Here is a 25823-nt window from a genome sequence, read left to right on the forward strand (position 1 = left end):
GTTGCCAGCCAGCTCCGCGCACGCAACCGTTTGCCACTTTTCCACACGCGGAGCACCATATGCCAGAAAACAGAAAATACAACAGAACCGCAAGCCTGCAGCGCTGCGCTGTTGTATCCCCTTCCCTGGGCACTCCCTGCCCGGCCAGGATCATCAATCAAAGCCCGGACGGCCTGCTGCTTGAAATGGATTGCGAGCTGCCCATCGACGACGTGCCCGTAAGCATCTACCTCGCCGACGAGTTGAGGGGAACCGTGGATTACGAGAGCAGCGCCTTCCTGACAGGCTTCATCCGCTGGTGCAAGAAAGAGGAAGGTGGATGGTCCGGCTTTTTTCAGGCGGGAGTGCAGCTCGTGGCCACGGCGCCGCGAAAGGACTGGAGATAGGCGCGGACAATCCAGGCAAACGGGAAAACCTTGCCGGGTCAGACCCTGATCGAGGTCACACCCTTTGATCCGGCCTGCAACCGCGAGAGGATGTCCAGCACGCGTTCGTCCTGGCCGGCGGATGAGCTGTCTCCTTCCTTCTTGTGCTTGGCCAGACGAGCCTGAAACTCGCCCATCCAGTCCACGCGGCCTGAGCCGTCGGCCGCTGTCAGAAGGTTCGTGGAACCCGCAAAGCTGGGATCAAAACTCAATGTAGCATGATCGCGCAGACTGATGAGGCCGTTGTCGTAGAGCATGGACGAGACCTTGGCCAGTTCGTCCCTGGTCATGGAACTCAAATCCACCTCCTTGCCGATCTGGTGCCATAGAGACTCCTGCGCCGGGGCCGCAGTCATGGCGGAACCGGTTGATTCGGGGGCGGGACGCTTCATTGCGTCGGCCAGGGAACCGATGATCGAAAAGGCTGTCTTGGCGATGCCGAGGGCAGCCAGGGGTGCTATGCTCATGTGATACCTCCGGAAAAATCTTCCTGCACGGTCATCATTGTGCAGGGATTGTTCCACCCATGCTCCCGCCGTTCCCCCCCCCCGAACAAAAGCGAAAATAAAATCCCCCGGAGTTTTGCTTGCCTGCCCACCACGCGAAGAGTAGGCGAAGCCCTCAAACACCAAATAACACCATGACAATACCAGCCCCCCTCAAAATACGAGCCCTGCTCATTCTGGCCCTGCTCGCGGCCTTTCCGCCGCTGTCCACGGACATGTATCTGCCGGCCCTGCCGACCATGGTCGCGACCTGGCAGACCACGGAAGCAGTCATCAACCTGACCCTGGTCGGCTTTTTCATCAGCTTCAGCCTGGCCCTGCTTTTCTACGGCCCGCTCTCGGATCGCTATGGGCGCAAGCCGGTGCTCCTTGGCGGCATCTCCCTCTATGTGCTGTCCTGCCTGGTCTGCGCCCAGGCCCAGAGCCCCACGGCCCTGATCGTCGGACGCATCCTGCAGGGCATGGGCGCGGCCTCGGCATCGACCCTGTCCCTGGCCATGACCAAGGACTATTTCGTGGGCGCGGAACGGGAAAGAGTCCTGGCCCACATGGCCGTCATCGTCTCCCTGGCCCCCATGCTCGCGCCCGTGCTCGGCGGAATCATGCTCACCTTCGCCGACTGGTCCGCCATCTTCCTCGCCCAGACGCTTCTTGGCGTCGTGGCCATCTGCGGAGTCTGGAGACTCAAGGAACCGGCCCCTGCCACGACCCGCACCCTGGCCCAGGTCATGGGCGGTTACTTCAGACTGATGTGCAACCTGCGCTTCATGACGCAGTGCACCCTCATCGCCCTGGGCATGACCCCTCTTTTCTGCTTCATCGGCGGATCTTCCTTCATCTTCGTGACCTATTTCGGTCTCAGCGAGCAGGAATACAGCTACTTCTTCGCTTTCAATTCAGCCGCGCTCATGCTCGGATTCTGGATCTGCGGCAGGCTGCTGCGACGCATGCCCGGATTTCGCATCATCCTGCTTGGCTACGTCGGAATCCTGGTCAGCTCGGCGATCCTGGCCCTTTGCTCGGACCTGGGCCCCTGGGGCATGGCCCTGCCCATGGCCTGCCTGACTTTCAGCCTTGGCATGTCCCGCCCGCCGAGCAGCAACTTCCTGCTCGAACAGGTCAAGAACGATGCCGGCTCGGCGGCCTCGCTCATCATGTTCACGTATTTCGTGGGCGGCGCCACGGCCATGTGGTTCATCGCCCTGCCCTGGGACAACAAGATCCTGACCTTGGCCCTGGTGGGCATGGCCACGAGCGCGCTAGTCCTCACGCTGCTGCCGAGGCTGGGACGGGTGCGGCCGGAGTGATGATTTTTTGAGTTGATGCGGGTCTGCAAAGATACTCGGGGTTGGTCGTCAGCGATCAGTCATTGGCCTGATCCGCCAGAAACCATCGCCCCTTTTCGGTCAGGCGGTATTGCTGCAGACGGCTGCTGGGTTTGGCGGGAAGGGTCATCTCGATCAGGTCAGCGTCCAACGCCGGCCTGAGATACCTTTCGTGGAACGATTTACGATCACGCAGCCCCAAGGCGGACTGCAGGACTTCGCGGCTCATCTCCCCGCGCATCGCCGCAAGCAGTTCGCCGACCTGGGGGGTGACTTGGGGGGTGACCTGGGGGGTGACGCAGTACAAGGTGTCCAGAATCATCTGCAGCATGAAGGTGATAAACGGAGCGGAATCGGCCTGGCCGGAGCTCTCCTGCAAGGCCTGATAGTATTCGCGCTGGTGGTCAAAAACGAGGCTTTCCACCGGCATATCCGCGAACAGCGGGTTCCAGTGCGCCAGAATGAGGCTCTGCCACAGACGCCCCACACGGCCGTTACCGTCGGCAAAGGGATGGATAAACTCAAACTCGTAATGAAAGACCGAAGCGGCGATGAGCGGATGGACATCTGCCGTCGCCAGCCAGTCGAACAGGTCGCCCATCAACTGCGGGACCCGACCCGCCGGAGGAGCCATGTGGACCACCCGCAGGCCCGCCATCACCCCCACTCCGCCGCTTCTGTACCTGCCCGCTTCATCGATCAGGCCGGACATCAGGATGCGGTGCGCTTCGAGTAGATCCGTTTCGCTCTCCGGACACCAGATTCCGAAAAACTCATAAGCCGCCAGCGCGTTTTTGACTTCCTGCACCTCCCGGGGCGGAGCAATGATCCGCTTGCCATCCAGGATCGCGGTGATCTGCGCCTCGCTCAGGGTATTGCCTTCGATGGCAAGGGAGCCTTGAATGGTGCGCACCCGGTTGATGCGCCGCAGTCGCAGCGCTCCGGACTGTTCAGCAGGCACGGTCAACCGACCGACAGCCTCGCTGATCCCGGCGACCAGGTTCAGAATGTGCGGAGTAATGGTAAAGGGAGGCAGGTAGTTCATGCCCAATCCTCTTGATCTTGGACGCGCGGGCGTGGAAAATCGAAAACAAAGTACAATCGGCGAATACGGTTATCCACGCAATAGAATACGTTCATCGGCTTTTCTTGGTGACTTGAAGCCAAGCCATGCCGTTGGTGATAATGGATTTGAAAGCAAAGGTCATTATGTCTCAGCCCTCATTTCAAGAGGCAACCACTGCAAAACGCGTAAATGACCCGTGGCATCGGAAAGTACACGCATGACGCCGGGATTCTTTTCGACCATTTCGATGATCTCCTCGAGATGGTCTTCAGAGCCGTTTCTTGGTGTTAAGCTTGACTGTCATTGCAGTCGTCGGTGCAAAAAGTAGTCATCCCTTTGAAAAAAAGGACTCATGACTTTTAACCACGAAACGACGCCCAGGGTTCCTTCGTAACTTTGCGCGGTGCCGGCACAGCATGGAATCGCGCCCAAAAGAGCACACAAAACAAAAGAACCCGCCAAAGACTTGTTCGTCCGTGGCGGGTTCGTGAGTGCAGCTGGTGGGCCAACAAGGAATCGAACCTTGAACCTGCTGATTAAGAGTCAGATGCTCTACCAATTGAGCTATTGGCCCGGCTTGTTGATCGGAATATGCAAATCATGTCAAAGTATTAGCTCTAAAACTTGCTTTGCGCCGACAACGAAAAGGCTTCTACGGTTTTCCAGGTTGCCCGTCAAGGGGAAATTTTGCGAATGCTGAATTGTGAAGGACGATTGAAGAAAAAAAAGGGGGCGAGGCAACGTAACCATCTGAAATAATACTAATTCCATCCTACGCTCCGGGCTGTTCGAATCCCAAGCTTGCCCAGGTCAGCCTCCGCCCTGCCTTTTTCCACGCACCATTCACTGTTCATCATCAATCAGAGCAGATACTTCACGCCTTCGCAGCCTGCCAGAGCGGAGCTCAGGGCGTCGAGGACGTCACGACTCTTGATGTGCATGCGCACGGTATAGGTCACGTAGGAACCGTTGCGTGAAACGTTGCTGGCGCGGGGTGTTTCAGCAAAGCCCTGGCTTTTTATGACATCGCAGATGGCGGCAAAGGCCTCGTCAGTGCGCACGGCTATGATTTTGTACTCCCAGTGCAGGGGAAACTCGAGTTCCGGCTTATTCATCGGGGCTCCTTGTTGACGGATGTGTGCGGTACAGCTAGTCCAAGGACCAGCGTCCGTGACGGACTCCATGGCCCAAGCTTTTTCGGACAGTCAATACCAAATTTCCACATGGCGAGGTGCGGATGGAATCCATCCGGGAAATATATCGAATTGGCGCAGGTCCTTCCAGCAGCCACACCATGGGCCCCAAGCTCGCCGCCGAGCGATTTCGGGCCCGCGCCAAGGGTGCGGCCTCTTTCCAAGTGGTCCTGTACGAGAGCCTGGCCGCCACCGGCAAGGGGCATCTCACCGACAAGGCCATCCGGGAAGCCCTGACCCCCTTCCCCGTCGAAATCCTCTGGGCCCAGGACCAGCAGCAGCCTGAGCATCCCAACGCCATGGACTTCACGGCCCTGGACGAAAGCGGACAGGTCGTGGACAGCTGGACGGTTTTCAGCATTGGAGGCGGCGCCCTGCGCGACCGGGGATCGACCTTCACCACGCCCGAAGTCTACCGGTTGCAGAGCCTCACGGAAATTATGGAGCTTTGCGGCGAGGACGGCATCACCTACTGGGAGTTCGTGGCACGTCAAGAGGGCGAGGACATCTGGGTCTTCCTTGAAGAGATCTGGACCGCCATGCAAAGCTGCATGGAGCGAGGTCTGACCACCGAAGGCGTGCTGCCCGGCGGTTTGAAACTGGCCCGCAAGGCCAGCTCATACCATCAGAAGACCCTGCTTGGCGGGGCCGAGATGCGCCGGACCGGACTTCTGGCCGCCTACGCCCTGGCAGTTTCCGAGGAGAACGCCTCCGGCGGAACCGTCGTCACGGCGCCGACCTGCGGTGCGAGCGGCGTCTTGCCCTCGGTGCTGCGCTACCTGAAGGAAAACATGAAGGCCCGGCCCAGGTCCATCCTGCAGGCGCTGGCCACGGCAGGATTGATCGGACTGATCATAAAGAAGAACGCGTCCATCTCCGGGGCCGAAGTCGGCTGCCAGGGCGAGGTCGGCTCGGCCTGCGCCATGGCAGCTGCTGCCGCGGCCCAGCTCATGGGCGGCACCATCCGCCAGATCGAGTACGCCGCCGAGATGGGGCTCGAGCATCACCTGGGCCTGACCTGCGACCCCGTCGGGGGGCTGGTTCAGATACCCTGCATCGAACGCAACGCAATGGCCGCCTCCAAGGCGGTCAGCATCGCGCACATGGCGCTTTTATCGGACGGCTCGCACCGCATCCCCTTTGACGAAGTGGTGCGAGTCATGAAAGAAACAGGACACGACCTGCCAAGCCTCTACCGGGAAACATCCCACGGGGGCCTGGCCAAAGCATATGGCGAACGCAAGGAAAAACGAGGATCCGCATGAAGAGAGATGAAGAAGATTTCGAAGAGCTGCCTACCACCAGGGAATCAGAAGAACCGACCAGCCGTGGCAAGGAACTCAAACTCTTCACGATGTGCCTGAAGAAATTCATAAAGAAGATCTTTCAGCACATGGTCGCGACCCGTTTCGCTTCCTGGAAGGAACTGGCCATCCACGACCAGGACGGCCTGGCCTATCCTATCTACAACTACGTTCTCGACGCCGCCGACCCCCGCCTGCGCCAGTCCTACGCCGAGTTCGGCCTGGAAATAGACGGCGGCACGCTGCTTGCGGACCTGTCCGTTTCCGCCATCCTGGAGGAGGAAGGCTCCATTGGCCTGGAATTCTACCTCTACGAGACCACATCCATCGTGCCCTATGTGTGCGAGGATTTCGAAGCCGTGGAAAACGAACGGCCGGACATGTCCCATTTCCGCAAGATCAACCACGCTGACTTCGAGACGCTCTACGACGAATTAAAGGAGAGCGGCATCTTCGACGACATCTATTACGAGCTCAACAAGTCCATCCTGCTCATCGAGCTTTCCGAACGCGAAGCACTGGCCCAGATGAAAAAAGACAGCCTGCGCATCATCTCCGGCATCTTCGCCCGCGCCAAGTCCATCTCGAACCTGAACACCATCACCAACACCGACATCAAGGAATTCAAGCTGGATTTCGAACTCGATGGACGCAAATTTTCCCTTGTGGTCCTGAACGGCCATGACGCGGACAACCTGCCGGTCTACTCTTCCGTGCTGACCATGCCAGAATACAAATCCGTGGCGCAGTATGTGGATCTGGACACTCTTTATGAAAAATTTCTAAAGGTGCTGCGCGCCAAAAACATCGCCGACCCCGAGGCGATCCTTCTTGAAGCGCTCAAGCCCCACGATCGCGCAGCACAGATCGCGGCATTGGCAATGTCCACTCCATGAACCGATTGCAATCGGCGCGGCGAATCCTTGACCACCATCGCCAAACCACTATAGATTGATTCCATGATTCTTTTCCATGCGTGGTTCAAAGAAACCCCGCGTCTCAAATTGCAACCCAGGAGCCTATTATGCGCCATAACAAGACGTTGCTCATTCTTTGCCTCTTCCTGATCGCAAGCACCGGCCTTATCACGTCATGCGCCTCCAGCCGTTCGGCACAGGTCTATTCCCGTGACCAGGCCATGCAGGAGATGCGGGTCAATTACGGGACGGTGCAATCGGTCCGGGCCGTACAGCTCGAAGGTACAAAGAGCGGAATCGGCGCGGTGGGAGGCGGCGTGACCGGCGGCGTCCTCGGCAGCATGGTCGGCGGCGGCCGGGGTCAGGTGCTTGGTGCGGTGATCGGCGCCCTGGGCGGCGCGGCTGTCGGCGCCATGGCCGAGGAAGGCGTGACCAGAAAAAACGCGCTTGAAATCACGGTGGAACTGGATTCGGGCGAAATTCTGAGCGTGGTGCAGGAAGCCGACCTGGACTTCTATGCCGGTGAAAGAGTGCGCGTGCTGCGCGCCAACGACGGCTCGTCCCGAGTCCAGAAGTAACTTTCCCGAACGCTTTTGGCTGACTGCTCAAAAATACAAAATTCACAGGCCGTTCAAAAATGGTGAGATGCAAGGAAACAAAGAAATCCAGGACGCGCAGTGTATCAAGCATACATAAGTGGTCTGGATTTTTTCGCTGACGCAGCAGATTGCCGTTTTTGAGCGGCCTGTCAGGAGATGAAGATGGAACTCTCGCTCGTACCCATCAAGAATCCGCACGGCCTCAATCTGATCCTCGGGATGTCCCACTTCATCAAGACCGTGGAAGACGTGCATGAGGCCATGGTCAACACCGTTCCCGGGGCAAAGTTCGGCCTGGCCTTCTGCGAAGCCTCGGACGTCTGCCTGATCCGGACCACGGGCACTGACCCCGAACTGATCGAACTGGCCACCCAGAACGCCCAGGCGCTCTCTGCCGGACACAGCTTCATCCTGTTCATGCGCGACATGTTCCCGGTCAATGTGGTCAACACCATCCAGAACGTGCCCGAAGTGGTGCGCCTCTTTTGCGCCACGGCCAATCCGGTCCAGGTCATCGTGGCCCAGACGGATCAGGGCCGGGGCATCCTCGGCGTGGTTGACGGTTTTGCATCGAAAGGCGTCGAGACCGACGAAGACAAGGAAAAACGCACCAAGTTCCTGCGCATGATCGGCTACAAGTTCTGACATGCAGGCTGCACAGCCCAAACGCCCGAAAACAGTTCTGGTGGTGGACGACGACCCGTTCATCCGGGCCACCACCGGAGCGAGCCTGCGTCCCCGAGGTTTCGAGATCCTGGAGGCCGGCAACGGCCAGGAAGGCTTGGAAATGTTTCAGGCCCACGGACCCGACCTGCTCATCGTCGACCTGAAAATGCCGGTCATGAACGGTCTGGAACTCCTTGCCAGGCTGTCCGACGCAACTCCCCGCACCCCGGTGCTTGTGGTTTCCGGCGAGGGCGGCCTGGACGAAGCGGTGGAAGCCCTGCGGCTGGGGGCCTGGGACTATCTGGTCAAGCCCATCGTCTCGCCCACGGTCCTGCTGCATGCCGTGGACAAAGCCCTGGAACGGGCGGCGCTGATCCGCGAGAACGAGGACTACAGGCTCAACCTCGAGCGCCAGGTCAAAGAGCGCACCCTGGAGCTGCAAAAGGCCAACCGCGAACTCGAACATCAATTCATAAAGCAGCAGAAGCTGGGCATCATCGGCACCCTGGCCGGAGGCATGGCCCACGACTTCAACAACATCCTGGCCTCCATCGTGTTCTCCACGGAACTCATCCGCGGCTCCGTCGGGGCAAGCGAGACCCCGGACCCGGAAGACCTGGAACGCATCCTTCGCGTTTGCCAGCGCGGAACCTCGCTCATCCGCAGCGTGCTGCATTTCACCGGCAAGATGCACGAGGAATTCATCCATTTTTCCGTGCGCGACACCATGCTCGAAACCCTGGACATCATCAGGGGAACCACGAATTCACGCATCGAGATCAAGACCCTGGTGGCCCGCGATCTGGGCACGCTTTTTGGCGACCCTGTCCATCTGCAGCAGATTCTCATGAATCTGACCAACAACGCCATCCATGCCCTTGCAGGCACCGAAAAGCCGTGCATCGAGATCTCGGCCACCGCGTTCGATGAGCAGCGGCCGGACATCATGATCACCAATCCCGAAAGCATGCTCGTGGTCATCAGCGTGAACGACAACGGCCCCGGCGTGCCGGATGAGGACCTGCCAAGGCTGTGCGAACCCTTCTTCACCACCAAACCAAGGGACGAAGGGACCGGGCTTGGACTTTTTGTCACCCAGAAGATCGTCAAGACGCTGCGCGGGAAGCTGCTCTTCTCCCGGAACCAGGCTGGCGGCACAACTGCCCGGGTCTGCCTGCCTGCCAACCCCGACCGGACTCCGGACTGCGCCGAATGCCTTGCCATTCCGGACATCCGGGGCAATGCCGAGCGCGTCCTGATCATCGAGTCACACCCGGAGGTGCGGGCCTCCATCAACTCCTGCCTGACCGAACTCGGCTACCAGGTCTGGCAGGCCGAGAACCTTGCGCACGGACGCGGGATGATACAGGCGGAGCCGCTGCTGTTCGATCTCATCCTGACCGACGACAGTCCGCCGAACAGCCTCGACGAGTTCTGTGCGGCTGTGCGGCAGCTCAATCCGGCCATTCGCATCATGCTGATAACCGCCTCGCCTCTGGGGAGCATCGCCTGTTCGCACCATGCCGTCTGCCGGGTGATTCCCAAACCGGTGAACATGGTCGCACTCGGGCAAGCCATGCATCACTGCCTGGCCGAGTGCCACTGCAAAATTTGAAAAATGCATTGCCTCACGCTGCATCCGTCCTTATCTGACCTGCCACAAGCAAAGGAGAATCATTATGGAAAGCGTAGACATCCTCATCATAGGTCAAGGTCCGGCCGGTCTCTCATCCGCCATATACACCGCACGTGCAGGCATGCGCACCCTGATTCTGGGCTGCGCCCCCAAGGTGGCCGGCGATTATGAAATAGACAATTACTTCGGCTTCACTGAAACCATCACCGGAAAGGAACTGATCGAACGGGGCAAGGCCCAGGCCGCCAAGTTCGGTGCGGATATCCGTTGCGACCGAGTGCTCGGCATCCATCAGGATGAGACGGGAGCTTTCGTGGCCAAGACCGAGGACAAGGAAATCAAGGCTGCGTCCATCATCCTGGCCACAGGAGTGTCCCGCATCAGGCCCGGCATCTCGAACCTGGCCGACTATGAAGGAAAGGGCGTGTCCTATTGCGTGAGCTGCGACGGCTTCTTCATGCGCGGCAAACCGGTCATGGTTGTCGGAGAAGGAAATTTCGCCGCCAACCAGGCCCTTGAACTCCTGCAATACACCCCGGACGTGAAGGTCTGCTCCCAGGGCAAAGAGCTGTCCATCAGCGAGGAGTTCCTCTACCGTCTGGCGGAAAGCAACATCCCCGTCCTGGAAGGAAAGATCACCTCTCTTGCAGGGGAAAACGGGCTTGAAAAGGTGCATCTGGAATCAGGCGAACAGATCGACGCCCAAGGCCTCTTCGTGGCCATGGGCCAGGCTTCCTCCAGCGATTTCGCCTACAGCCTTGGCCTGATGCGCAACGGCCAGTTCATCGAGACGGACCGGGAACAGCGCACCAACGTCCCCGGAATCTTCGCGGCCGGTGACTGCGTTGGGCGTTTCCTGCAGATCAGCGTGGCCGTGGGCGAAGGCGCTCTGGCAGGACGCGCGGCCATCAGCCACGTCAAGGAGAGACGCCGCGCTCTTCTTGACAAAGAAGCGAACTAGGACTTAACAACCGTTGCTCCTCACGAGAGGGCCAATAGCTCAGTTGGTAGAGCCCCCGGCTCATAACCGGATGGTCCCAGGTTCGACCCCTGGTTGGCCCACCATTCACACAAAAAAAAGCCCGCGCAATGCGGGCTTTTTTCGTCAATAGCAAATAATTCCGGATCGTTATATTCACTATCTTTCAGCAGCTTTCATTTCGCTACAAACTTTCGGCAGCGCCATGAGCACCGACAAGAAAGGTCGCATATAAGGCGATGACTGGTGGGCAGAAAAAGTACCCACCTTGGCGGATCTCGAGTTTGCTTTCCCCTGACTCACGCAGTTGCATCCAAAGATATGCAAAATGCTATCCCCTTTATTTTCCGAGAAGATCGGGGTCAAAATGTCATCTTGGTCTTATTTGATCCGCGCTCAGACAAGCTCATCCTGCGTGCATGCGTACGTGCCGGAGAAAAGCTTACAAGTAAGCTCCCTCAGGGAGAAATGGCGTTTTTGATCGCAACCGGTTCGTCATGGAGAGGTTTCGGCGAACTTTTCGGAAAAAATACCGATGCACGTAAGGCCAAAACAGTATTGAGTTCTTCGCCCGAACAAGGCACCTTCCCAAAGTTTACAGCGTCAACCAGTCTCCTTTTTTCAGCATGGAGCCCGGAGCACCTGGCCTGAAACAAAAGCTTTGCTTGACTTTGAGATCTTGAAAAGCTTCCCGGAAACGGTCAGCGAAGCCTTTGACCAGTTCATCGGTCAGCACAACAACCTGTCCAGCCGCCAGCTGGAATTCCTGAACCTGCTCAAAGGCTTCATCATTGACCGCGAGAAGGTGGAGAAAAAAGACCTCATCAATGCGCCGTTCGCGGTGCTTCATCCGCAAGGGATTCGCGGCGTTTTCAGCCCTTCTGAGATCAGCGAAATCTTGCAGCTCACCGAACGTTTGGCGGGTTGTTGGATTGAACCGCGAAAAGCGCGAATGACACGAAATGAAGAAGGTATGCTCTCATGGACAAATCAACCCTGATTACATTGCAAAACCGATTTGATGGCTTGAGCCAAACTGTGCCGGACGAAGGCATTGAATTCTGGTTCGCTCGCGATCTGATGGAGCCGCTGGGCTATGTCCGATGGGAAAATTTCCAGACTGCCATTCAACGAGCCATTACATCCTGTGAAACAACAGGTTATGAGCCAAACGACCATTTTCGTGGCGTCACGAAAATGGTCAAGCTGGGCAGTGGAGCCGAAAGGGCTGTCGATGACTTCATGCTCACCCGCTACGCCTGCTATCTCATTGCCCAGAACGGCGACCCGCGCAAGGAACCGATCGCCTTCGCCCAAAGCTACTTCGCCATCCAGACCCGCAAGCAGGAACTCATCGAAGACCGCATGCGTCTTTTGGCGAGGATGGATGCTCGTGAGCGGCTTCGGGAATCGGAAAAAACCCTCTCTCAGAACATCTATGAACGGGGCGTCGATGATGACGGATTCGGCCGTATCCGTTCCAAAGGTGATGCGGCGCTTTTTGGTGGACACACCACGCAGGTGATGAAAGACCGCTACGGCATCACCAAAACTCGCCCATTGGCTGATTTTCTGCCGACCCTGACCATTGCCGCAAAAAATCTGGCCACCGAGATGACCAACCACAATGTCCGGCAGGATGATTTGCGGGGCGAGCATGCCATTACCAGCGAGCACGTGCAGAATAATGTGAGTGTGCGCGACATGCTCGGGCAGCGTGGCATTAAACCAGAGCAGCTCCCGCCGGAAGAAGACATCAAGAAGCTGGAGCGTCGGGTCAGGTCGGAAGAAAAGAAACTCGTCCAGCGGTCCGCCAAGCTGCCCGAACCGAAAGAAGAATTATGAACCGCGAAACACGCGAAAGGCGCGAAAAAATTCTTTTCACGGATGAGTGCTACGCCGTTCAAGGGGTAGTTTTTGATGTGTACCGGGTCGACCTGCTCGTCAATTTCGGTACCTATCCCAAAGCTGAGATCATCAGGATAGCCAACACAAACTTTCGCGTTTTTCGCGCCTTTCGCGGTTAAAACTCTCAGAAATGAAGCTCGAAACACACGAAAAGGTTCTTTTCCCTGATGAATGCTATGCCATTCAAGGGGCCGTGTTCGATGTGTACCGGGAGATGGGCTGTGGCTTTCTTGAAGCTGTTTATCAGGAGTGCCTCGAAAGGGAATTTCGACTGCGGCAACTATCATTCGAGGCCCAGAAAGAGCTTGTTCTTTCATACAAGGGCGAACAACTTACCCAAACCTACAAGCCTGATTTTATCTGCTACGGCAAAATCATTGTCGAACTGAAGGCGGTCAAAGAAATCGCCCCAGAGCATAAAGCCCAGCTCTTGAACTACCTGAAAGCAACCGGCCTGGAACTTGGCCTGCTCGTCAACTTCGGTAGCCATCCAAAGACCGAAATTGCCCGCATCGCCAACACCAACTTTCGCGATTTTCGCGCCTTTCGCGGTTAGAACTCTCAGAAATGAACCGCGAAACACACGAAAGGGGGCAGATATCTGTTTGGCCCAGACAACGATTCAAAACTTCACCAACCCTGGCACAGCTGTTACCAAGAGCATGAAAAGTTGCTGAAATTCGAGATCCGCTGCTGACATTTCCTCCGTAGGGCGCTAAAAAGCTCCATGCTTCAGCCATCATTCGCTTTTTCATCCATCAGGCAGGACACCAACAGAAGCACCTGGCCGTCCGAGACACTCGGCCGCGCGCCGTAAAAGCCGTTCCTGCTCCTGGCCGTGCTGGACCTCATGGATGCAGGCAGGGTCACGGAAAACCGGATCGTTCCTGACCAGGACCTGACCGATGCGTTCATGCTCTACTGGAACGCCATCCTGCCCGACCGCCTGCGCCCGAGTATCCACCTGCCCTTTTTCTACCTGCAGACGGACGGCTTCTGGACCCTGCACCCCCTCCCCGGCAAGACGCTGCCTGCCACGGAACCATCCTCCTGGAAGAACGTGCGGGAACGCTACGCCTTCGCGTCCCTGGACGACGCAGCCTTCGAACAGATGCTGAACCCGCTGACCCGCGTAACTGCCAGGCTGGACCTGATCCGCCGCTGCTTCGCCCCCGCGCTGGAAACAATCCTGCTCGACCTGGCCAATACCCAGGTCTCGGCCTTCAACTATGCCGACAAACTCCTCCGGGAAGCTCCGGCGGCCTTCGAAAAACCCGTGGAAAAACCCGTCCGCGACCAGGCGTTCCGCAGGGTCATCGTCAAGGTCTACGATCACCGCTGCGCCCTGTGCGGCATCCGCATCATTTCCCCGGACAGCAGCACCGCGGTTGACGCAGCCCACATCAAGACATGGGCCATCTCCCATGATGACAGCCCCACCAATGGTCTGGCCCTGTGCAAGCTCTGCCACTGGACCTTCGACAGCGGGCTGGTGGGTTTCGATGACGACTACCGCGTCATCGTGGCTCGTTCGATAGCACGGGACGGCAACCTGCCGGGGCATATCCAGCAGTTTGCGCACCGGCCCATGATCCTGCCAGAGAGGGAATGCTATTACCCTGCGACGGAGAATCTGGCGTGGCACCGGCATCAGTACGGGCTTGGTGGATGATCGCGTCAACCCTTATGCATGGGAAATATCCAACCAATTTCAGTATTGAGCCAAAGCCTGTATGACGCCGCCAAAAAATTCAGCAACTCAAATGCAGCTCACTCAAACGTCTTACAGCCTATTATTCTTGACAGTTCTGAATACTTAAGGCTTATTTTTCGCTGGCAAAAGTTACCCAACCAGATCCCAGGCGAATGAATTTACAGCGCACTCTCTCATATTGACTGTCAGCATATGGACAACAATTCCCAAACCGCAGGTAAGCACATTCACGTAACATGCGCCATCATCGAGCGCGAGGGGCGCGTGCTCGCGACCCAGCGCAGCGCAGCCATGAACATGCCCCACAAGTGGGAATTTCCCGGCGGCAAGATTGATCCAGGCGAAACAGCCGAGGAATGTCTGCGCCGCGAACTGCTGGAGGAAATCGGAATTCAGGCCCGCATTGGACGCAGCCTTCCTGCCAGCACTCATCAGTATCCAACATTCACAATCACCCTCTACCCCTTCGTCTGCGCCATTGAAGAAGGCGAAATCTTCCTCCATGAACACGCCGCGTTGCTCTGGCTGCCGCCAAGCCAATTGCACACCCTGGACTGGGCCGAGGCCGATATTCAGGTGTTAGCGGCGTATTTGTCCACAAACGGCGGAAAGTCCTGATGCGACACCCGGTGGCAGGAATCTACGATGCGCTTCTTGATGAACTGCTGCGCGAGTCGCTGGATCGGCACCCGGAACTGCGGACGATCTTTGGCAAGATCGATCAGGAAGAGTTACCGAGCCGTTATGCCGCCTTTGTCGCCAAAGTGCTGGAGCAGGCTCTGCGTGAAGAATCGGATCCGCTGCGTCGGCTGGCCTTGTGCAACGAAATACTCGGACAGGTCGCCAGTCAACCGGGTAAGGAGCACCTTCGCAAGCACTGCCTAATCCCGGAACAAAAACCTCTTCTTCTTGAAATTACCCCGCCAAACTTCGGCAAATCCGGCATTCCTCGCCCGCACACGTCCCTCTCGGAAAGCAGTCTATTTACAGGTTCACCCCAGGAACCTCAGCTTGCCCATGAACTCAATGAGGAAATGCGCTCGGCAGATGGCGTGGATATCCTGCTCTCGTTCATCAAGTGGTCCGGCCTTCGCCTCCTGATGGCCTCGTTTGAGGATTTGCGTGCACGGCGCATTCCGGTTCGCGTGATCACCACGTCGTATATGGGGGCATCAGATGCCAGGGCGGTGGAATGGCTTGCAGCCCTCCCAAACGTGCAGGTGCGCGTTTCCTACGACACGGAGCGCACCAGACTGCACGCAAAGGCATACCACTTCCTGCGTCATACCGGATTTTCAACGGCCTACATCGGTTCGGCCAACATGTCGCACGCCGCCATTACCAGCGGCTTGGAGTGGAATCTCAAGATTACCGCCCAGGACATGGGGCATATACTGGAAAAATTCTCCATCGAGTTTGAAACGTACTGGAATAGCCGCGAGTTCATCCCCTTCGACCCGCAGAACCCGGCCCTATTTCGCACAGCCATCGCGCGGGCGAGAAACCCGCAGACCAATGCTCCGACAGTCTTCTTCGATCTTTGCCCCCATCCTTTCCAGGAGCGCATCCTTGAGGCGCTGCACAGGGAGCGCTCTCTTCATGACCGATGGAAGAATCTGGTGATTGCCGCCACGGGCACAGGCAAAACGGTGATCACTGCGTTCGATTTCAAACGGTTTTATGAAGAAAACGGCCGCCAAGCAAAATTGCTCTTTGTGGCCCACCGACAGGAAATCCTGCAGCAAGCCATGGCTACGTTCCGTCAGGTCTTGAGAGACCAGAATTTTGGAGAATTACAGGTTGGCACTCATGAGGCAGGCCGAATGGAGCATCTGTTCTGCTCCATCAACATGCTCTCAACGCGACGTCTGTGGGAACTCGTTGGTCCGACTTTTTATGACTATATCGTCATAGACGAAGCACATCACGGTGTAGCCAACAGCTACAGGCCAGTTTTCGACCACTTCGACCCAAAGGTCCTGCTCGGCCTTACGGCAACGCCGGAGCGCATGGATGGCGGCAACGTGGCGGCGGATTTCGGCAATCGTTTCGCTGCAGAAATCCGCCTTCCCGAGGCCTTGGAAGAAAAACTTCTCTGCCCTTTCCACTACTTCGGTGTTGCCGACCCCATCGCCATCAATGGTGACCAGTTCTGGAGCAATGGCCGATATGATGAATCCGCCCTCGAGAATGTCTACGTTCTGGATGAGGTCCGCGCCCAGCAGCGCCTGGAAACGATCATATCCGCCCTGCATCGCTATGAACCCGAGTTGCATGCCCTCAAAGGAATCGGATTCTGTGTCACGATCCGGCATGCGCAGTTTATGGCCGAACAACTCAGCCTGCGCGGCCTGCCGTCTGCGGCCTTTGTCTCCGGCCTGGATGGACACGCATGCGCTGAACTTTTGAACAAACTGAAAAATGGCGCTCTCACGTTCCTGTTCACAGTCGACAAACTCAGTGAAGGCGTGGAAGTGCCCGAGGTCAATACGATCCTTTTTTTGCGTCCGACCGAGAGCCTGACCGTGTTTTTGCAGCAACTCGGTCGCGGTCTGCGCCACGCCCCGGAGAAAGACTGTCTCACGGTCCTCGATTTTGTCGGCCAAGCGCACCGCCGGTTCCGCGCGGACAGCAAATTCAAGGCCCTCCTTCCCAGGCATCGTTTTGCCATCGACAAGGAGGTGGAGCTCGATTTCCCGCATCTTCCAGCCGGCTGCTCCATCCAGCTTGACCGGCTTTCGCGGGAATACGTTCTGGAGAATATCAAGGAGAACCTGAGACGCCTTGCCGTTCAAGTTCCCGAACGACTCCAGTCTTTCACCAGCGAGACGGATCAGGACCTGACCTTCAGCAACTTCATCCGTCACCACGACTACGAACCGGAAGTGCTGCTGGCCAGGGAAACATGGAGCGGGTGGAAGGCAAAAGCGCAACTGGGGCCGATTCCCACCGATCCCGATTTCAACAGGCTGAAGAAGGCATTGATTCGCGCAGCATTCGTCAGCGGCCCTCATGAAGCCGCGCTCTATCGCCGGATTCTCAGCAAGATCAGGGATGGAAATATGCGTGAGGCAGTATCTCTGGCCGGTGAGTCTGCCTTCCTCATTTACTATCGTATCTGGGGCGACAGAGGGGAGAAAGCTGGCATTGCCACACTTGAAGAGGCCTTCTCGCGATTGGCGGCAAACCCGACGATTTGCGCAGATCTGGATGAAATATTGGCATGGTCGCAGGAAGCCAGCCATGCAGCAGGCCAGAAAATGCAGCTTCCCTATGCCTGCCCGCTGGAACTGCATGCCTTTTACGGCATCAAGGAGATCCAGGCGGCCCTCGGTAAAGCAACTTTGGAATCAGCCGGTCAGACCGGTGTAGGCGTGCTGCATTTCGCCGAAATCAAAACCTACGCACTGCTTGTGACCTTCCAAAAAACTGAAAAAGAGTTTTCGCCAAGCACCATGTACGCAGACTACCCGATCAGTCGCGAACTGCTGCATTGGGAGTCCCAGGCCAACACCGCCCAGCATCACGCTGACGGCCAGAACCTGATCCATCACAAAGCCCGAGGGTACACGATCCTTGTCTTTGCCCGCGGTCAGAAGAAAAGAAACGGCGTCACCGCCCCTTTCACATGTCTGGGGCCAGTGCAGCTGATCAAATTCGAGAGTGAACGACCGATTATAATGACGTGGTGTCTGGATTATCCGATGCCCGTCGAGATGTTTGAAGATAACAAGAAAGGCGGTTGAGAATCATGACAACGGGAGACGTCATGGACTGAGGGACAAAGCATCTTCGACTACCGGTCTCGATCCGGACTGCAACACCTGGGGCAACGCCACGCACACCCTTCCGTATTGGGAGGACGCCCATCGCTCCATGATCGCAACCGGCTGCCCAACGACAAGCGAGCATTCTGGATTCTTCGACAAGGGCGCCATACAAGCCACCATCAACACCATCCACAACCTCTGCCTGGGCTGGCTCCGGGAAGAATACGACCGAAGCAGGCAGCGGCCGAAACAGCTCGTCAGCTTGCACGGTATCGAGGAGAGCAGAGAGGGACAGGCCAACAACTATTCCTGCTTCAAGGATGCTTGAATAAGAGGATGTCCACGATCCGTGCGCCCGTCGCTACTCATGCGACAGCCTTCAGGTACGGGCGCATGACCCTGGACACCCGGTCGGCTTCGGCAACCTGCATCAGTTAGCGTTTAACCCTGTCGGGAGCACAGAGGGCTTTCGTATCCAGGCGCTTTCTGAACTGCAGCAGGATTAAGCGAGGAAGCCCTTTTGCAACTCCAGGCGGGATTCATGTCCCGCAGCCAAAAGTACCATGAGTTTGATTCGCGCCTTCAAGCTCGTGTAGTCATGCCCGAGGATCACGCCCCTCGATTGCAGGTCTCTGACACCTCCGGCAAAATCGTACACGGGATAGACACGCCCCTGGCCGCAGTTGGTGGTGATGACTACGTGCACGCCCTTGTCAACCGCCCGCTGCACCGCATTCATACAACCAGGGGGAACATGTCCACGCCCCAGGCCCTCAAGAACAATGCCCGACACGCCGGAGTCCGTGCAAAAGTCGATGATCTTACCGTCGCACCCCAAATACGCCTTGATGATATCAACCCGCCCCAACGTTCCGGTCAGTTCGTAATGTACACGTTGGACCGGATTCTGGGTCATGAAGCATTCTCCATTGTCTACATAACCGAGTTGGCCAAAGCCGGGAGATGTGAAGGCCTGTACGTTGTACGCGTGCATCTTGCGAACGTGCCTCGCGCTGTACACCCCTTCGTTGAAGACAACGAGCACCCCAATTCCCTTACAATCAGGAGAGGCTGCGACTGCAATGGCATCACGGATGTTGGTATAGGCATCCGTACCCTCCCCGCAAGGCGTTCGCTGTGCGCCGGTAAAGACCACAGGTTTTATCGACTCGAGAATCAGGTCCATGAAATATGACGATTCTTCGAGCGTGTCCGTACCATGCGTTACGACAACGCCATCGACGTCGGGATCGTTTATGTGGTGGAGAATCCTGTCGCGCAATTTGAGCAGTTTATCGAAGTCCATAGCGTTGCTCGGCACTTGAAAGACGGACTCGACCTCAATTTCCGCGACAGGCCTGACACGATCCCTGTCAACGAGTTGCTCTCCAGACATGGCACCAGCCATATAGAGTCCTGAAATTTCGTTTTTTATGCTGGCAATAGTTCCGCCAGTGGTGAGAACTGCTATTTTGTTCATACATTTCTCCATGATGGATATGCACTATAAAGATGTGGCCAGCAACTGCTGCACAAAGGCGAAAATCACGAACATGACGGCGTAGACAAGAAAAAAGGGCACGATGTCCTTGAAGAAATGATTGCCTTGAAAATTCATAATTCGCAGACCGCTGAAATAAATGGCGAGATGCCGGAAAGCGAAAAAATCCAGAACACGCGATCATGAGGATACATAAGCGGTCTGGATTTTTTCGCTGGCGCAACAGATCGCCTTTTGGGCAGCCTGCTCACGGCCTATGCACCACCCCAGTCGCGGCAGAGATCGAGATACATGTGCATGGCGGCGTCGATCTGCCGGACTTCGCAGTGTTCGTCCGTGCGATGGGCCAAGCCCGGATCGCCCGGGCCGAGGATGATTATGGGCATGTTCGGCAGGGCCTGACGAAAGGCGGAAGCGTCGGTGAAGAACTGCACGGTCTCGATACCCGGAGCGGTGTTCAGATGCCCGCGCAGCAATTCGAAGCTGCGGCGCACCCAGGGGTCGTCAGCCTCGGTCCAAACAGCCGGAATATCCAGCAGCGTGTCAAATTCCACGTCCGGTCCCGCTGTCCGGGCCAGACGCGCGATCAACTCCTGTCCGGTCATGCCGGGCAGGGTGCGCAGATCCATGGTGAAGATCGCCTTGTCGGGCACGGAGTTGGTGTTCTGCCCGGCGCACAGGGTGTTTATGCTCATGGTCGCCGGACCGAGATGCACATGAGGCGCCTGGCCCAACTCCATGGCCCGCAGACGCGCGATAGCGTCAACGGCCTTGTACAGGGCATTATCCCCCAGTTCGGGCATTGAACCATGAGCCGTTTTGCCCGCAGTGCGTCCCTGCAGCCACAGGGCGCCCTTGTGCCCCAACAGAGGCCGGTTGCGACTCGGCTCGCAGACCACCATGGCGCCGGGACGTCCCAGCAACTCCGGGTTTGCGGCCAGGCGAAAGGAACCCTGACATCCTGTTTCCTCGCCGCCACAGACAAAAAGGGCGACCTCCCCCGGTACCTTCTCCGCAGCAGCGGCCATGGCTGCGCAGCACATGGCTGCGATGCCACTCTTCATGTCGCTGGCTCCACGGCCATAAAGCAACCCGTCATGAACTTCCGCGCCAAAGGGCGGCCGGATCCAGGCTGCATTGCCAAGGGGCACGGTATCGATGTGCCCGGCAAAACACAGGGACGTGTCCGTCGCCCCACGGTTATACCGGGCCACGAGACTGCCCCGCCCCTCCCCAAACAGATCCAGAGTCACCTCGAACCCGGCATCCCCCAGGAGACTTTCGAGATGACGCAGAGCCTTCTCTTCGCCCCCCGGAGGATTGCAGGTGTCGATGCCGATGAGTTCGCGGGTCAGCCGGAGCGGATCCATCACGCCTCCCCGAGCACCACGAAGTGAGCTTCGGTGGGCTTGCAGGCCTCGCCGTTGATCGGAATGATATCCTGGGGACAGGCCGACATGGCCACCACACAGTCGATGGCAGCTTCCAGCACCACATAGTCACCAGGCTTGGAGACAGGGGGCAGCCACACTATGGCGTTGTCTTTGGCGGGCGTGTTCATCCACAGGTTCAGAGGACTTGGGCAAGTCGGCGCGCTTACTCCAAGTTCGCGCAGGGCTGCGTACATGTTGTCCTGGCAGTTGTCGTGGTATTCCGTAACCCCGAGACCGATATAGCGGTATATGTCACAGGCCGCGATGAGGGTGTCGTGCACGCCCGGGGAGGTGTCTTCCACGAACTGCAGCATGGGACGGCGACGGTTGGAAACCAGCGTGTCGCCGGCCGCCGGGATGACCTTGTCCAGATAGGCGCGGGTATGCTGCATGGAGAGATATTCGCTGGGATCATGGGGATTGAAGGCCCAGGTATCAACGATCTGTGCGCCATGGGTGTTGATGATCTTGATCCGCTGTCCGGCCTTGACCAAGGCGGCCTTGCCGGAACGGGCGGGAATGGTGACGAGTTGCTCGGACATGATAATCTCCTGTTATTGTTCTGGAAGGTTGCACGGTTCCAGGTTAGCTGTTGGTCCTTCGATTCCAAGAACTCAGAAACGTGGCCAGTCTCGGACTCTCCGGAGCGTTGAAAAGTGTCTTTGGGTCGCCCTGTTCGACGATCTTGCCATCCTCCATGAAGACGACGCGGTCGGCCACATCCATGGCGAAGCCCATTTCATGGGTAACGATGACCATGGTCATGCCCTCGGCCGCCAGGGAGCGCATCACGGCCAGCACGTCGCCGACCAGTTCCGGGTCCAGGGCGCTGGTCGGTTCGTCGAAGAGCATGATGGACGGGTCCATGGCCAGGGCACGAGCGATGGCCACCCGCTGCTGCTGGCCTCCGGAGAGATTTGCCGGATAGCTGTCCAGCTTGTCCCCCAGCCCGACCTTCTCCAGCATGGCCTTGCCTTTGGCTTCGGCCTTGTCCCTGGGCCTGAGCTTGACCGAGCGCAGAGCCTCGGTAACGTTCTCAAGCACGTTCATGTGCGGCCACAGGTTGAAATGCTGGAAGACCATGCCCAGATCGCGTCGCGACTCGAGCACCCTTGCCGCAGGGGCCTTGCGCAGGGTGCCGTCATACATCTTGACGAACCCCATGGGTTCTTCGTTGATCTTCACCAGGCCCTGCTCATAGCTCTCCAGGAAATTGATACAGCGCAGCAGCGTGCTCTTGCCCGACCCCGAGGGACCAATGAGGCAGACCACCTCGGACTGGTAGATGTCGAGGTCGATGCCCTTGAGCACTTCCAGATTGCCGAAGCGCTTGTGCAGGTTCGTGATGTTGATGACAGGGGGAATGTTCGTGCGTGCCAGGCTCATGACGTCCTCCCGGCGGATGAAGTGATATGGCGATTCATGCGGGTTTCCAGGAGCCTGCCCAGGCGCGAAAGCCCTTCCACCAGCGCCCAGTAGAGCAGCGCCAGCACGAGCAGCGGCTCGGCGATGGTGAAGGTCTCGTTGATTATTTTCGAGGTCTGCTTTGTCAGTTCCGGCACGGTGATGACGGACAGCACAGCGGAGTCCTTGATCAGGATGATGGACTGGTTGACCAGGGGCGGCAGCACCAGGGCGGTCATCTGCGGCAGCTTGATACGCCACAGGACTCTGGAGGGAGAGATGCCCAGACACTCCGCCGCCTCGATCTGCCCTTTGGGTACCGCCTCGAATCCGCTGCGGAAGATTTCCGCGTAGTAGGCAGCACCGTAGAGGGCCAGTCCGACCACACCTGCGGTGACGGGACTGAGCAGCAGCCCGAAGTGCGGGCCTGCGTAGTAGATAAGAAAGATCTGGATCAGAATGGGTGATCCTCGAAAAAACTCCACGTAAATCCGGCACGGCATGCGCATCCAGGACAGCTCCTGGCGGACGAGTTCGATGACGAGCCCAAGCACAAGGCCCAAGGCGATGCTGAGGGCGCATATATACATGGTCGTCCACAACCCGCCGAGGATGGCGCCCTGATATGCTTCGAGAACGGAAAAATTCATGCCGTCACCCTCCCCCCGTGATAGAATTTCCTGCGCGCCGTATCGCTTGCAACCGAGATGGCGATGCTCATGAGGATGTAGAGAAGCGCGGCAGTGAGATAGAGTTCCGTGGGGCGATAGGTGTTGGACACGATCTGCTGGCTGGTCCGCAGCAGCTCCACCACGGTGATGGAGGACGCCAGGGATGAATTCTTGAGCAGCATGATCAATTCGTTGGTCAGCGAAGGTGCAACCTTGTTCATGACCTGCGGGATGAGGATACGCCAGAGGATGCGCGACTCGCTCATTCCCAGCGCCCGTGCCGCCTCGGCCTGTCCGGCGGGAATGCTCATGAATCCGCCGCGGTAGATCTCAGCCTGGAACGCCCCGGAGTTGAGACTCATGGAAAGGATTGCCGCCATGATGGGTGGAATCCCTATCCCGACAAGCGGAAGCATGTAAAAAACGATAAGCAGCAGCACCAGAATCGGGATGCCTCGCAGGGCGCTGATGAACACGGCCGCTGGCCAGCTCAGCAGTGTCCTGTTCGAGATGCGGCACAGGCAAACCAGCATACCGATCACGAGCCCGAGGGCGATGGACGCCATGGAGATGCCAAGAGTAACCCCGGCACCCTTGAGCAAGGTCGGCAGGCTGCTGAAAACAACTTCGAGTTTGAAGGCGGCGCTCATGTCGACTATCCTTGTGATTAGCGTTCCTGGGCCGCGGCGTCATGCGACCGGGAGGGTCGGGGGCCGGGACGCGCCTTGCGGCAGCGTGCAGGCCCCCCACACCATGGCCCCTACTGGATGGGAACGGGAAGCTCGTCGGCAGGCACAGGCATGGCGAATCCGAACCACTTCTTCTGCAACTCCTCCATCTTGCCGGAGGTGTTGAGTTTGCGCAGCCCCTCGTCGAAGAAGGCACTCAGGGACTTGGATTCCTCGTCCTTGCGGGCCGCCCAGGAGAAATAGACCTTGGGGCCGAAGGGCGGCGTGATGATGCGGAAGGCGTCGGGACGCTTCTTCACCGCGTCGGCCAGATTGGGGAAGGACTGGGCCACAGCGTCCACACGGCCTGCGGCCAAGTCGGCATAAGCCTCGTCGAAAGACACGTATTCCCGCACGTCGGAGAATTTCTTGCCGGCAGCGGCCAGAGTTTCACCCAGTCCCTTGAGAGCCTGCAGCTGGGCGGAACCGGTCTGGGAGGCGACAATCTTGTCCGCTGTGTCTTCAGCGGCCTTGATATCGGAATCGGCACGAACCAGCAGGGCCACAGTGGCATCGGCGATCGGCAGACTCAGCGAGTAGCGCTCGTAGCGTTCCTTGGTGGCGGTCACGGAAGTTACAATAAAGTCAAATTTACCTGCGGCCAGGCCGGGCAGGATGCCCTGCCACGGCACATCCAGCCGATTGGCCTTGACGCCGGGCAGGTCTTTCATGATCTCGGCCAGCAGATCCGCGGAATATCCCTCGATCTTGCCGTCCTGAACAAATTCGAAAGGAGGAAAGGCGGCCTCGGTGCCAATGACGATCTCACCCTTGGCCTTGACCTGCTCCAGCAGGTCCGCCCGGGCCGTGGCGGTCGAAAGGGTAGCCAGGGAAAGCGCTGCCAGCAGCAGGCTGGCGATTTTCATGAGAGGAAATTTTCTTGGGGTCTGAGGAAACATGGTCTGACTCCTAGTTGCATGTTGATTTTGGAAAGTTTAACTGCAAAACTTGAACATACTAAGCAGCTCCCATGCCAAAACTTTCATGAAATAAAATAGCAATAAATTACATCACATTCACACGGAATAAATGCAATAAAACATGCTTTGCAGACAGCTTGCGCCGATTATTTTTAACATTAATGTAGAAAAATGGCTTGTATTTCTTGAATCATATGCACATTATCGGCAAGTCTGCCGACAGGGCGCGAAGCAGCAGGCAACCAAGAACAAGAAACAACATCATGGCAGGATTATGGAAGGTGCGAAGAGGGAATCAACCGTGACCGCGATGGCGATGCAGAGCTGCCGAATGGGTCCGCCGGAATTTCATCCGGCCGGAAGCAAGAGGGCGTCCGAGCCCTGCATGCGGAAATGGATGCGTCTTTTCTAGATGGGAATCAGTAGGTTGGAGGAGTATTGACCCAGAGTACGCGTGCCGTGGACGCACCTCTGTTTTGGAAAGCGTGGGGAAGGTTGGAATCGAAGAAGAAGGAGTCTCCCTCGAAAAGATGGTACTGTTTGCCTTCGACACTGAGCTCAACCTCGCCTTCAAGGACGTAACCGACCTCCTCGCCTTCGTGCGAGATCGGCTCGATACTGCTCCCACTGGGCTCGATGATGTGGATGTGGGCCTGCAGATGATGCCCGGGCAGATGAGGCGAGAGGTATTCAAGGATGACACCCTTGCCGCTGACAAGCTGTGCCAGGTGACGCTGCCCTTTGCGGGACACCAGTTCGAGGGTGGGATTCTGCATGAACAGTGATCCCATATTCGTATCAAGTGCCTTGGAGATGTTGTGCAGCACGCGCATTGACGGATTGCCCTTGCCGTTCTCGATCTTGGAAAGCATGCTCTCGGAGCAGCCCACTTCGGCGGCCAGGGCCTGCAAGGTCAATCCCTTGGCCTTGCGCAGATGCCTGATATGCTGTCCCATTGTCGTTCTCTCGTCCATGCTGACCTCCCCGCCTTTATTGATACGAGAAATTTATAGCCAAAACTTTCATGATATTCAAGTTTGATTCATACAGCGTGTGTGAAATGCGATGTACACAAAGGTATTAATTCCGGCCCGTCCGGACTTGACGCGAAGCACACCCGGATCCGGCACGGCCAGGCCACGAATCTGCCCGGCATCC

At 57.6% G+C, this 25823-nt stretch carries 27 protein-coding genes, 2 tRNA genes and 1 pseudogene; 18 read left to right on the forward strand and 12 right to left on the reverse strand.

The window, feature by feature from the left end; all coding sequences use genetic code 11:
* Positions 1 to 59: 59 nt before the first annotated feature.
* A complete protein-coding gene (locus CVU60_00730; protein PKN43579.1) occupies positions 60 to 386 on the forward strand; it encodes a hypothetical protein in 327 nt (108 codons plus the stop codon).
* Between the two features lie 38 nt (positions 387 to 424).
* Here the strand turns inward: CVU60_00730 and CVU60_00735 are convergent, their stop codons facing one another.
* The gene (locus tag CVU60_00735; GenBank protein ID PKN43580.1) at positions 425 to 892 is read right to left on the reverse strand and encodes a hypothetical protein; all 468 of its coding nucleotides are present in this window, start codon (positions 890 to 892) and stop codon (positions 425 to 427) included.
* A gap of 173 nt (positions 893 to 1065) precedes the next feature.
* Here CVU60_00735 and CVU60_00740 point away from each other — a divergent pair, with 173 nt between their 5' ends.
* Positions 1066 to 2238: a Bcr/CflA family drug resistance efflux transporter gene (locus CVU60_00740; protein PKN43581.1), complete on the forward strand. Its 1173-nt coding sequence runs from the start codon at positions 1066 to 1068 to the stop codon at positions 2236 to 2238.
* Positions 2239 to 2293: 55 nt separating this feature from the next.
* Here CVU60_00740 and CVU60_00745 read toward each other — a convergent pair whose 3' ends face one another.
* From CVU60_00745 to CVU60_00755, 3 genes are all read right to left on the reverse strand, one after another.
* Positions 2294 to 3301: a cell filamentation protein Fic gene (locus CVU60_00745; GenBank protein PKN43582.1), complete on the reverse strand. Its 1008-nt coding sequence runs from the start codon at positions 3299 to 3301 to the stop codon at positions 2294 to 2296.
* Positions 3302 to 3820: 519 nt separating this feature from the next.
* Positions 3821 to 3896, reverse strand: a tRNA-Lys gene (locus CVU60_00750).
* A gap of 286 nt (positions 3897 to 4182) precedes the next feature.
* Positions 4183 to 4506 carry a hypothetical protein gene (locus CVU60_00755; GenBank protein ID PKN43583.1) on the reverse strand — a complete coding sequence of 108 codons (324 nt, stop codon included), beginning with the start codon at positions 4504 to 4506 and terminating at the stop codon, positions 4183 to 4185.
* 53 nt (positions 4507 to 4559) lie between these two features.
* On the opposite strand from CVU60_00755, the gene CVU60_00760 reads away from it, so the two are divergent.
* The 15 genes and pseudogenes from CVU60_00760 to CVU60_00830 all read left to right on the forward strand — a co-directional run bounded on the left by CVU60_00760 (position 4560) and on the right by CVU60_00830 (position 18336).
* Positions 4560 to 5780, forward strand: a complete 1221-nt coding sequence (locus tag CVU60_00760) for an L-serine ammonia-lyase (protein ID PKN43584.1) — start codon at positions 4560 to 4562, stop codon at positions 5778 to 5780.
* Complete coding sequence (locus CVU60_00765) at positions 5777 to 6715, forward strand: hypothetical protein (GenBank protein ID PKN43585.1); 939 nt, start codon at positions 5777 to 5779, stop codon at positions 6713 to 6715. Before CVU60_00760 ends, CVU60_00765 begins: the two co-directional genes overlap by 4 nt.
* Before the next feature lie 128 nt (positions 6716 to 6843).
* Positions 6844 to 7314: a hypothetical protein gene (locus tag CVU60_00770; protein PKN43586.1), complete on the forward strand. Its 471-nt coding sequence runs from the start codon at positions 6844 to 6846 to the stop codon at positions 7312 to 7314.
* A gap of 183 nt (positions 7315 to 7497) precedes the next feature.
* Positions 7498 to 7980 carry a hypothetical protein gene (locus CVU60_00775; protein PKN43587.1) on the forward strand — a complete coding sequence of 161 codons (483 nt, stop codon included), beginning with the start codon at positions 7498 to 7500 and terminating at the stop codon, positions 7978 to 7980.
* Position 7981: 1 nt separating this feature from the next.
* Positions 7982 to 9616, forward strand: a complete 1635-nt coding sequence (locus CVU60_00780) for a hypothetical protein (protein ID PKN43588.1) — start codon at positions 7982 to 7984, stop codon at positions 9614 to 9616.
* 64 nt (positions 9617 to 9680) lie between these two features.
* On the forward strand, positions 9681 to 10598 hold the full coding sequence (locus tag CVU60_00785; protein PKN43589.1) for an NAD(P)/FAD-dependent oxidoreductase: 918 nt from the start codon (positions 9681 to 9683) through the stop codon (positions 10596 to 10598).
* Between the two features lie 28 nt (positions 10599 to 10626).
* Positions 10627 to 10702, forward strand: a tRNA-Met gene (locus CVU60_00790).
* 575 nt (positions 10703 to 11277) lie between these two features.
* A pseudogene (locus tag CVU60_00795) lies at positions 11278 to 11538 on the forward strand (restriction endonuclease subunit R).
* A gap of 59 nt (positions 11539 to 11597) precedes the next feature.
* Positions 11598 to 12461, forward strand: coding sequence for a DNA damage-inducible protein D (locus CVU60_00800; protein PKN43590.1), 864 nt, complete (start codon positions 11598 to 11600; stop codon positions 12459 to 12461).
* Entirely contained in the window at positions 12458 to 12643 is a 186-nt protein-coding gene (locus CVU60_00805) for a hypothetical protein (protein ID PKN43591.1), read from the forward strand. The genes CVU60_00800 and CVU60_00805 overlap by 4 nt, the downstream gene beginning before the upstream one ends.
* Before the next feature lie 11 nt (positions 12644 to 12654).
* Entirely contained in the window at positions 12655 to 13080 is a 426-nt protein-coding gene (locus CVU60_00810) for a GxxExxY protein (protein ID PKN43592.1), read from the forward strand.
* Between the two features lie 294 nt (positions 13081 to 13374).
* Complete coding sequence (locus CVU60_00815) at positions 13375 to 14196, forward strand: HNH endonuclease (GenBank protein ID PKN43593.1); 822 nt, start codon at positions 13375 to 13377, stop codon at positions 14194 to 14196.
* Between the two features lie 234 nt (positions 14197 to 14430).
* Positions 14431 to 14856 carry an 8-oxo-dGTP diphosphatase MutT gene (locus tag CVU60_00820; GenBank protein ID PKN43594.1) on the forward strand — a complete coding sequence of 142 codons (426 nt, stop codon included), beginning with the start codon at positions 14431 to 14433 and terminating at the stop codon, positions 14854 to 14856.
* A complete protein-coding gene (locus CVU60_00825; GenBank protein ID PKN43595.1) occupies positions 14856 to 17984 on the forward strand; it encodes an NgoFVII family restriction endonuclease in 3129 nt (1042 codons plus the stop codon). The genes CVU60_00820 and CVU60_00825 overlap by 1 nt, the downstream gene beginning before the upstream one ends.
* 130 nt (positions 17985 to 18114) lie before the next feature.
* Positions 18115 to 18336 (forward strand): hypothetical protein, encoded by a 222-nt coding sequence (locus CVU60_00830; GenBank protein ID PKN43596.1) that lies wholly within the window; start codon positions 18115 to 18117, stop codon positions 18334 to 18336.
* A 174-nt stretch (positions 18337 to 18510) separates the two neighbouring features.
* Here CVU60_00830 and CVU60_00835 read toward each other — a convergent pair whose 3' ends face one another.
* The 7 genes from CVU60_00835 to CVU60_00865 form a co-directional block, all read right to left on the reverse strand.
* Positions 18511 to 19488: an asparaginase gene (locus CVU60_00835; protein ID PKN43597.1), complete on the reverse strand. Its 978-nt coding sequence runs from the start codon at positions 19486 to 19488 to the stop codon at positions 18511 to 18513.
* A gap of 275 nt (positions 19489 to 19763) precedes the next feature.
* Positions 19764 to 20879, reverse strand: coding sequence for a peptidase M20 (locus CVU60_00840; protein ID PKN43598.1), 1116 nt, complete (start codon positions 20877 to 20879; stop codon positions 19764 to 19766).
* On the reverse strand, positions 20879 to 21484 hold the full coding sequence (locus CVU60_00845) for an aminomethyltransferase (GenBank protein ID PKN43599.1): 606 nt from the start codon (positions 21482 to 21484) through the stop codon (positions 20879 to 20881). Before CVU60_00845 ends, CVU60_00840 begins: the two co-directional genes overlap by 1 nt.
* Before the next feature lie 43 nt (positions 21485 to 21527).
* Positions 21528 to 22328: an ATP-binding protein gene (locus CVU60_00850; protein ID PKN43600.1), complete on the reverse strand. Its 801-nt coding sequence runs from the start codon at positions 22326 to 22328 to the stop codon at positions 21528 to 21530.
* Positions 22325 to 22996: an amino acid ABC transporter permease gene (locus tag CVU60_00855; protein PKN43601.1), complete on the reverse strand. Its 672-nt coding sequence runs from the start codon at positions 22994 to 22996 to the stop codon at positions 22325 to 22327. The genes CVU60_00850 and CVU60_00855 overlap by 4 nt, the downstream gene beginning before the upstream one ends.
* The gene (locus tag CVU60_00860) at positions 22993 to 23667 is read right to left on the reverse strand and encodes an amino acid ABC transporter (protein ID PKN43602.1); all 675 of its coding nucleotides are present in this window, start codon (positions 23665 to 23667) and stop codon (positions 22993 to 22995) included. Before CVU60_00860 ends, CVU60_00855 begins: the two co-directional genes overlap by 4 nt.
* Before the next feature lie 110 nt (positions 23668 to 23777).
* The gene (locus CVU60_00865) at positions 23778 to 24611 is read right to left on the reverse strand and encodes an ABC transporter substrate-binding protein (protein PKN43727.1); all 834 of its coding nucleotides are present in this window, start codon (positions 24609 to 24611) and stop codon (positions 23778 to 23780) included.
* A gap of 175 nt (positions 24612 to 24786) precedes the next feature.
* Here CVU60_00865 and CVU60_00870 point away from each other — a divergent pair, with 175 nt between their 5' ends.
* Complete coding sequence (locus CVU60_00870) at positions 24787 to 25077, forward strand: hypothetical protein (protein ID PKN43603.1); 291 nt, start codon at positions 24787 to 24789, stop codon at positions 25075 to 25077.
* A 7-nt stretch (positions 25078 to 25084) separates the two neighbouring features.
* Here CVU60_00870 and CVU60_00875 read toward each other — a convergent pair whose 3' ends face one another.
* Positions 25085 to 25621: a transcriptional regulator gene (locus tag CVU60_00875; protein ID PKN43728.1), complete on the reverse strand. Its 537-nt coding sequence runs from the start codon at positions 25619 to 25621 to the stop codon at positions 25085 to 25087.
* Positions 25622 to 25823: the final 202 nt, after the last annotated feature.

It is taken from the genome of Deltaproteobacteria bacterium HGW-Deltaproteobacteria-18, assembly GCA_002841885.1.
Classification (GTDB): Bacteria; Desulfobacterota; Desulfovibrionia; order Desulfovibrionales; family Desulfomicrobiaceae; genus Desulfomicrobium.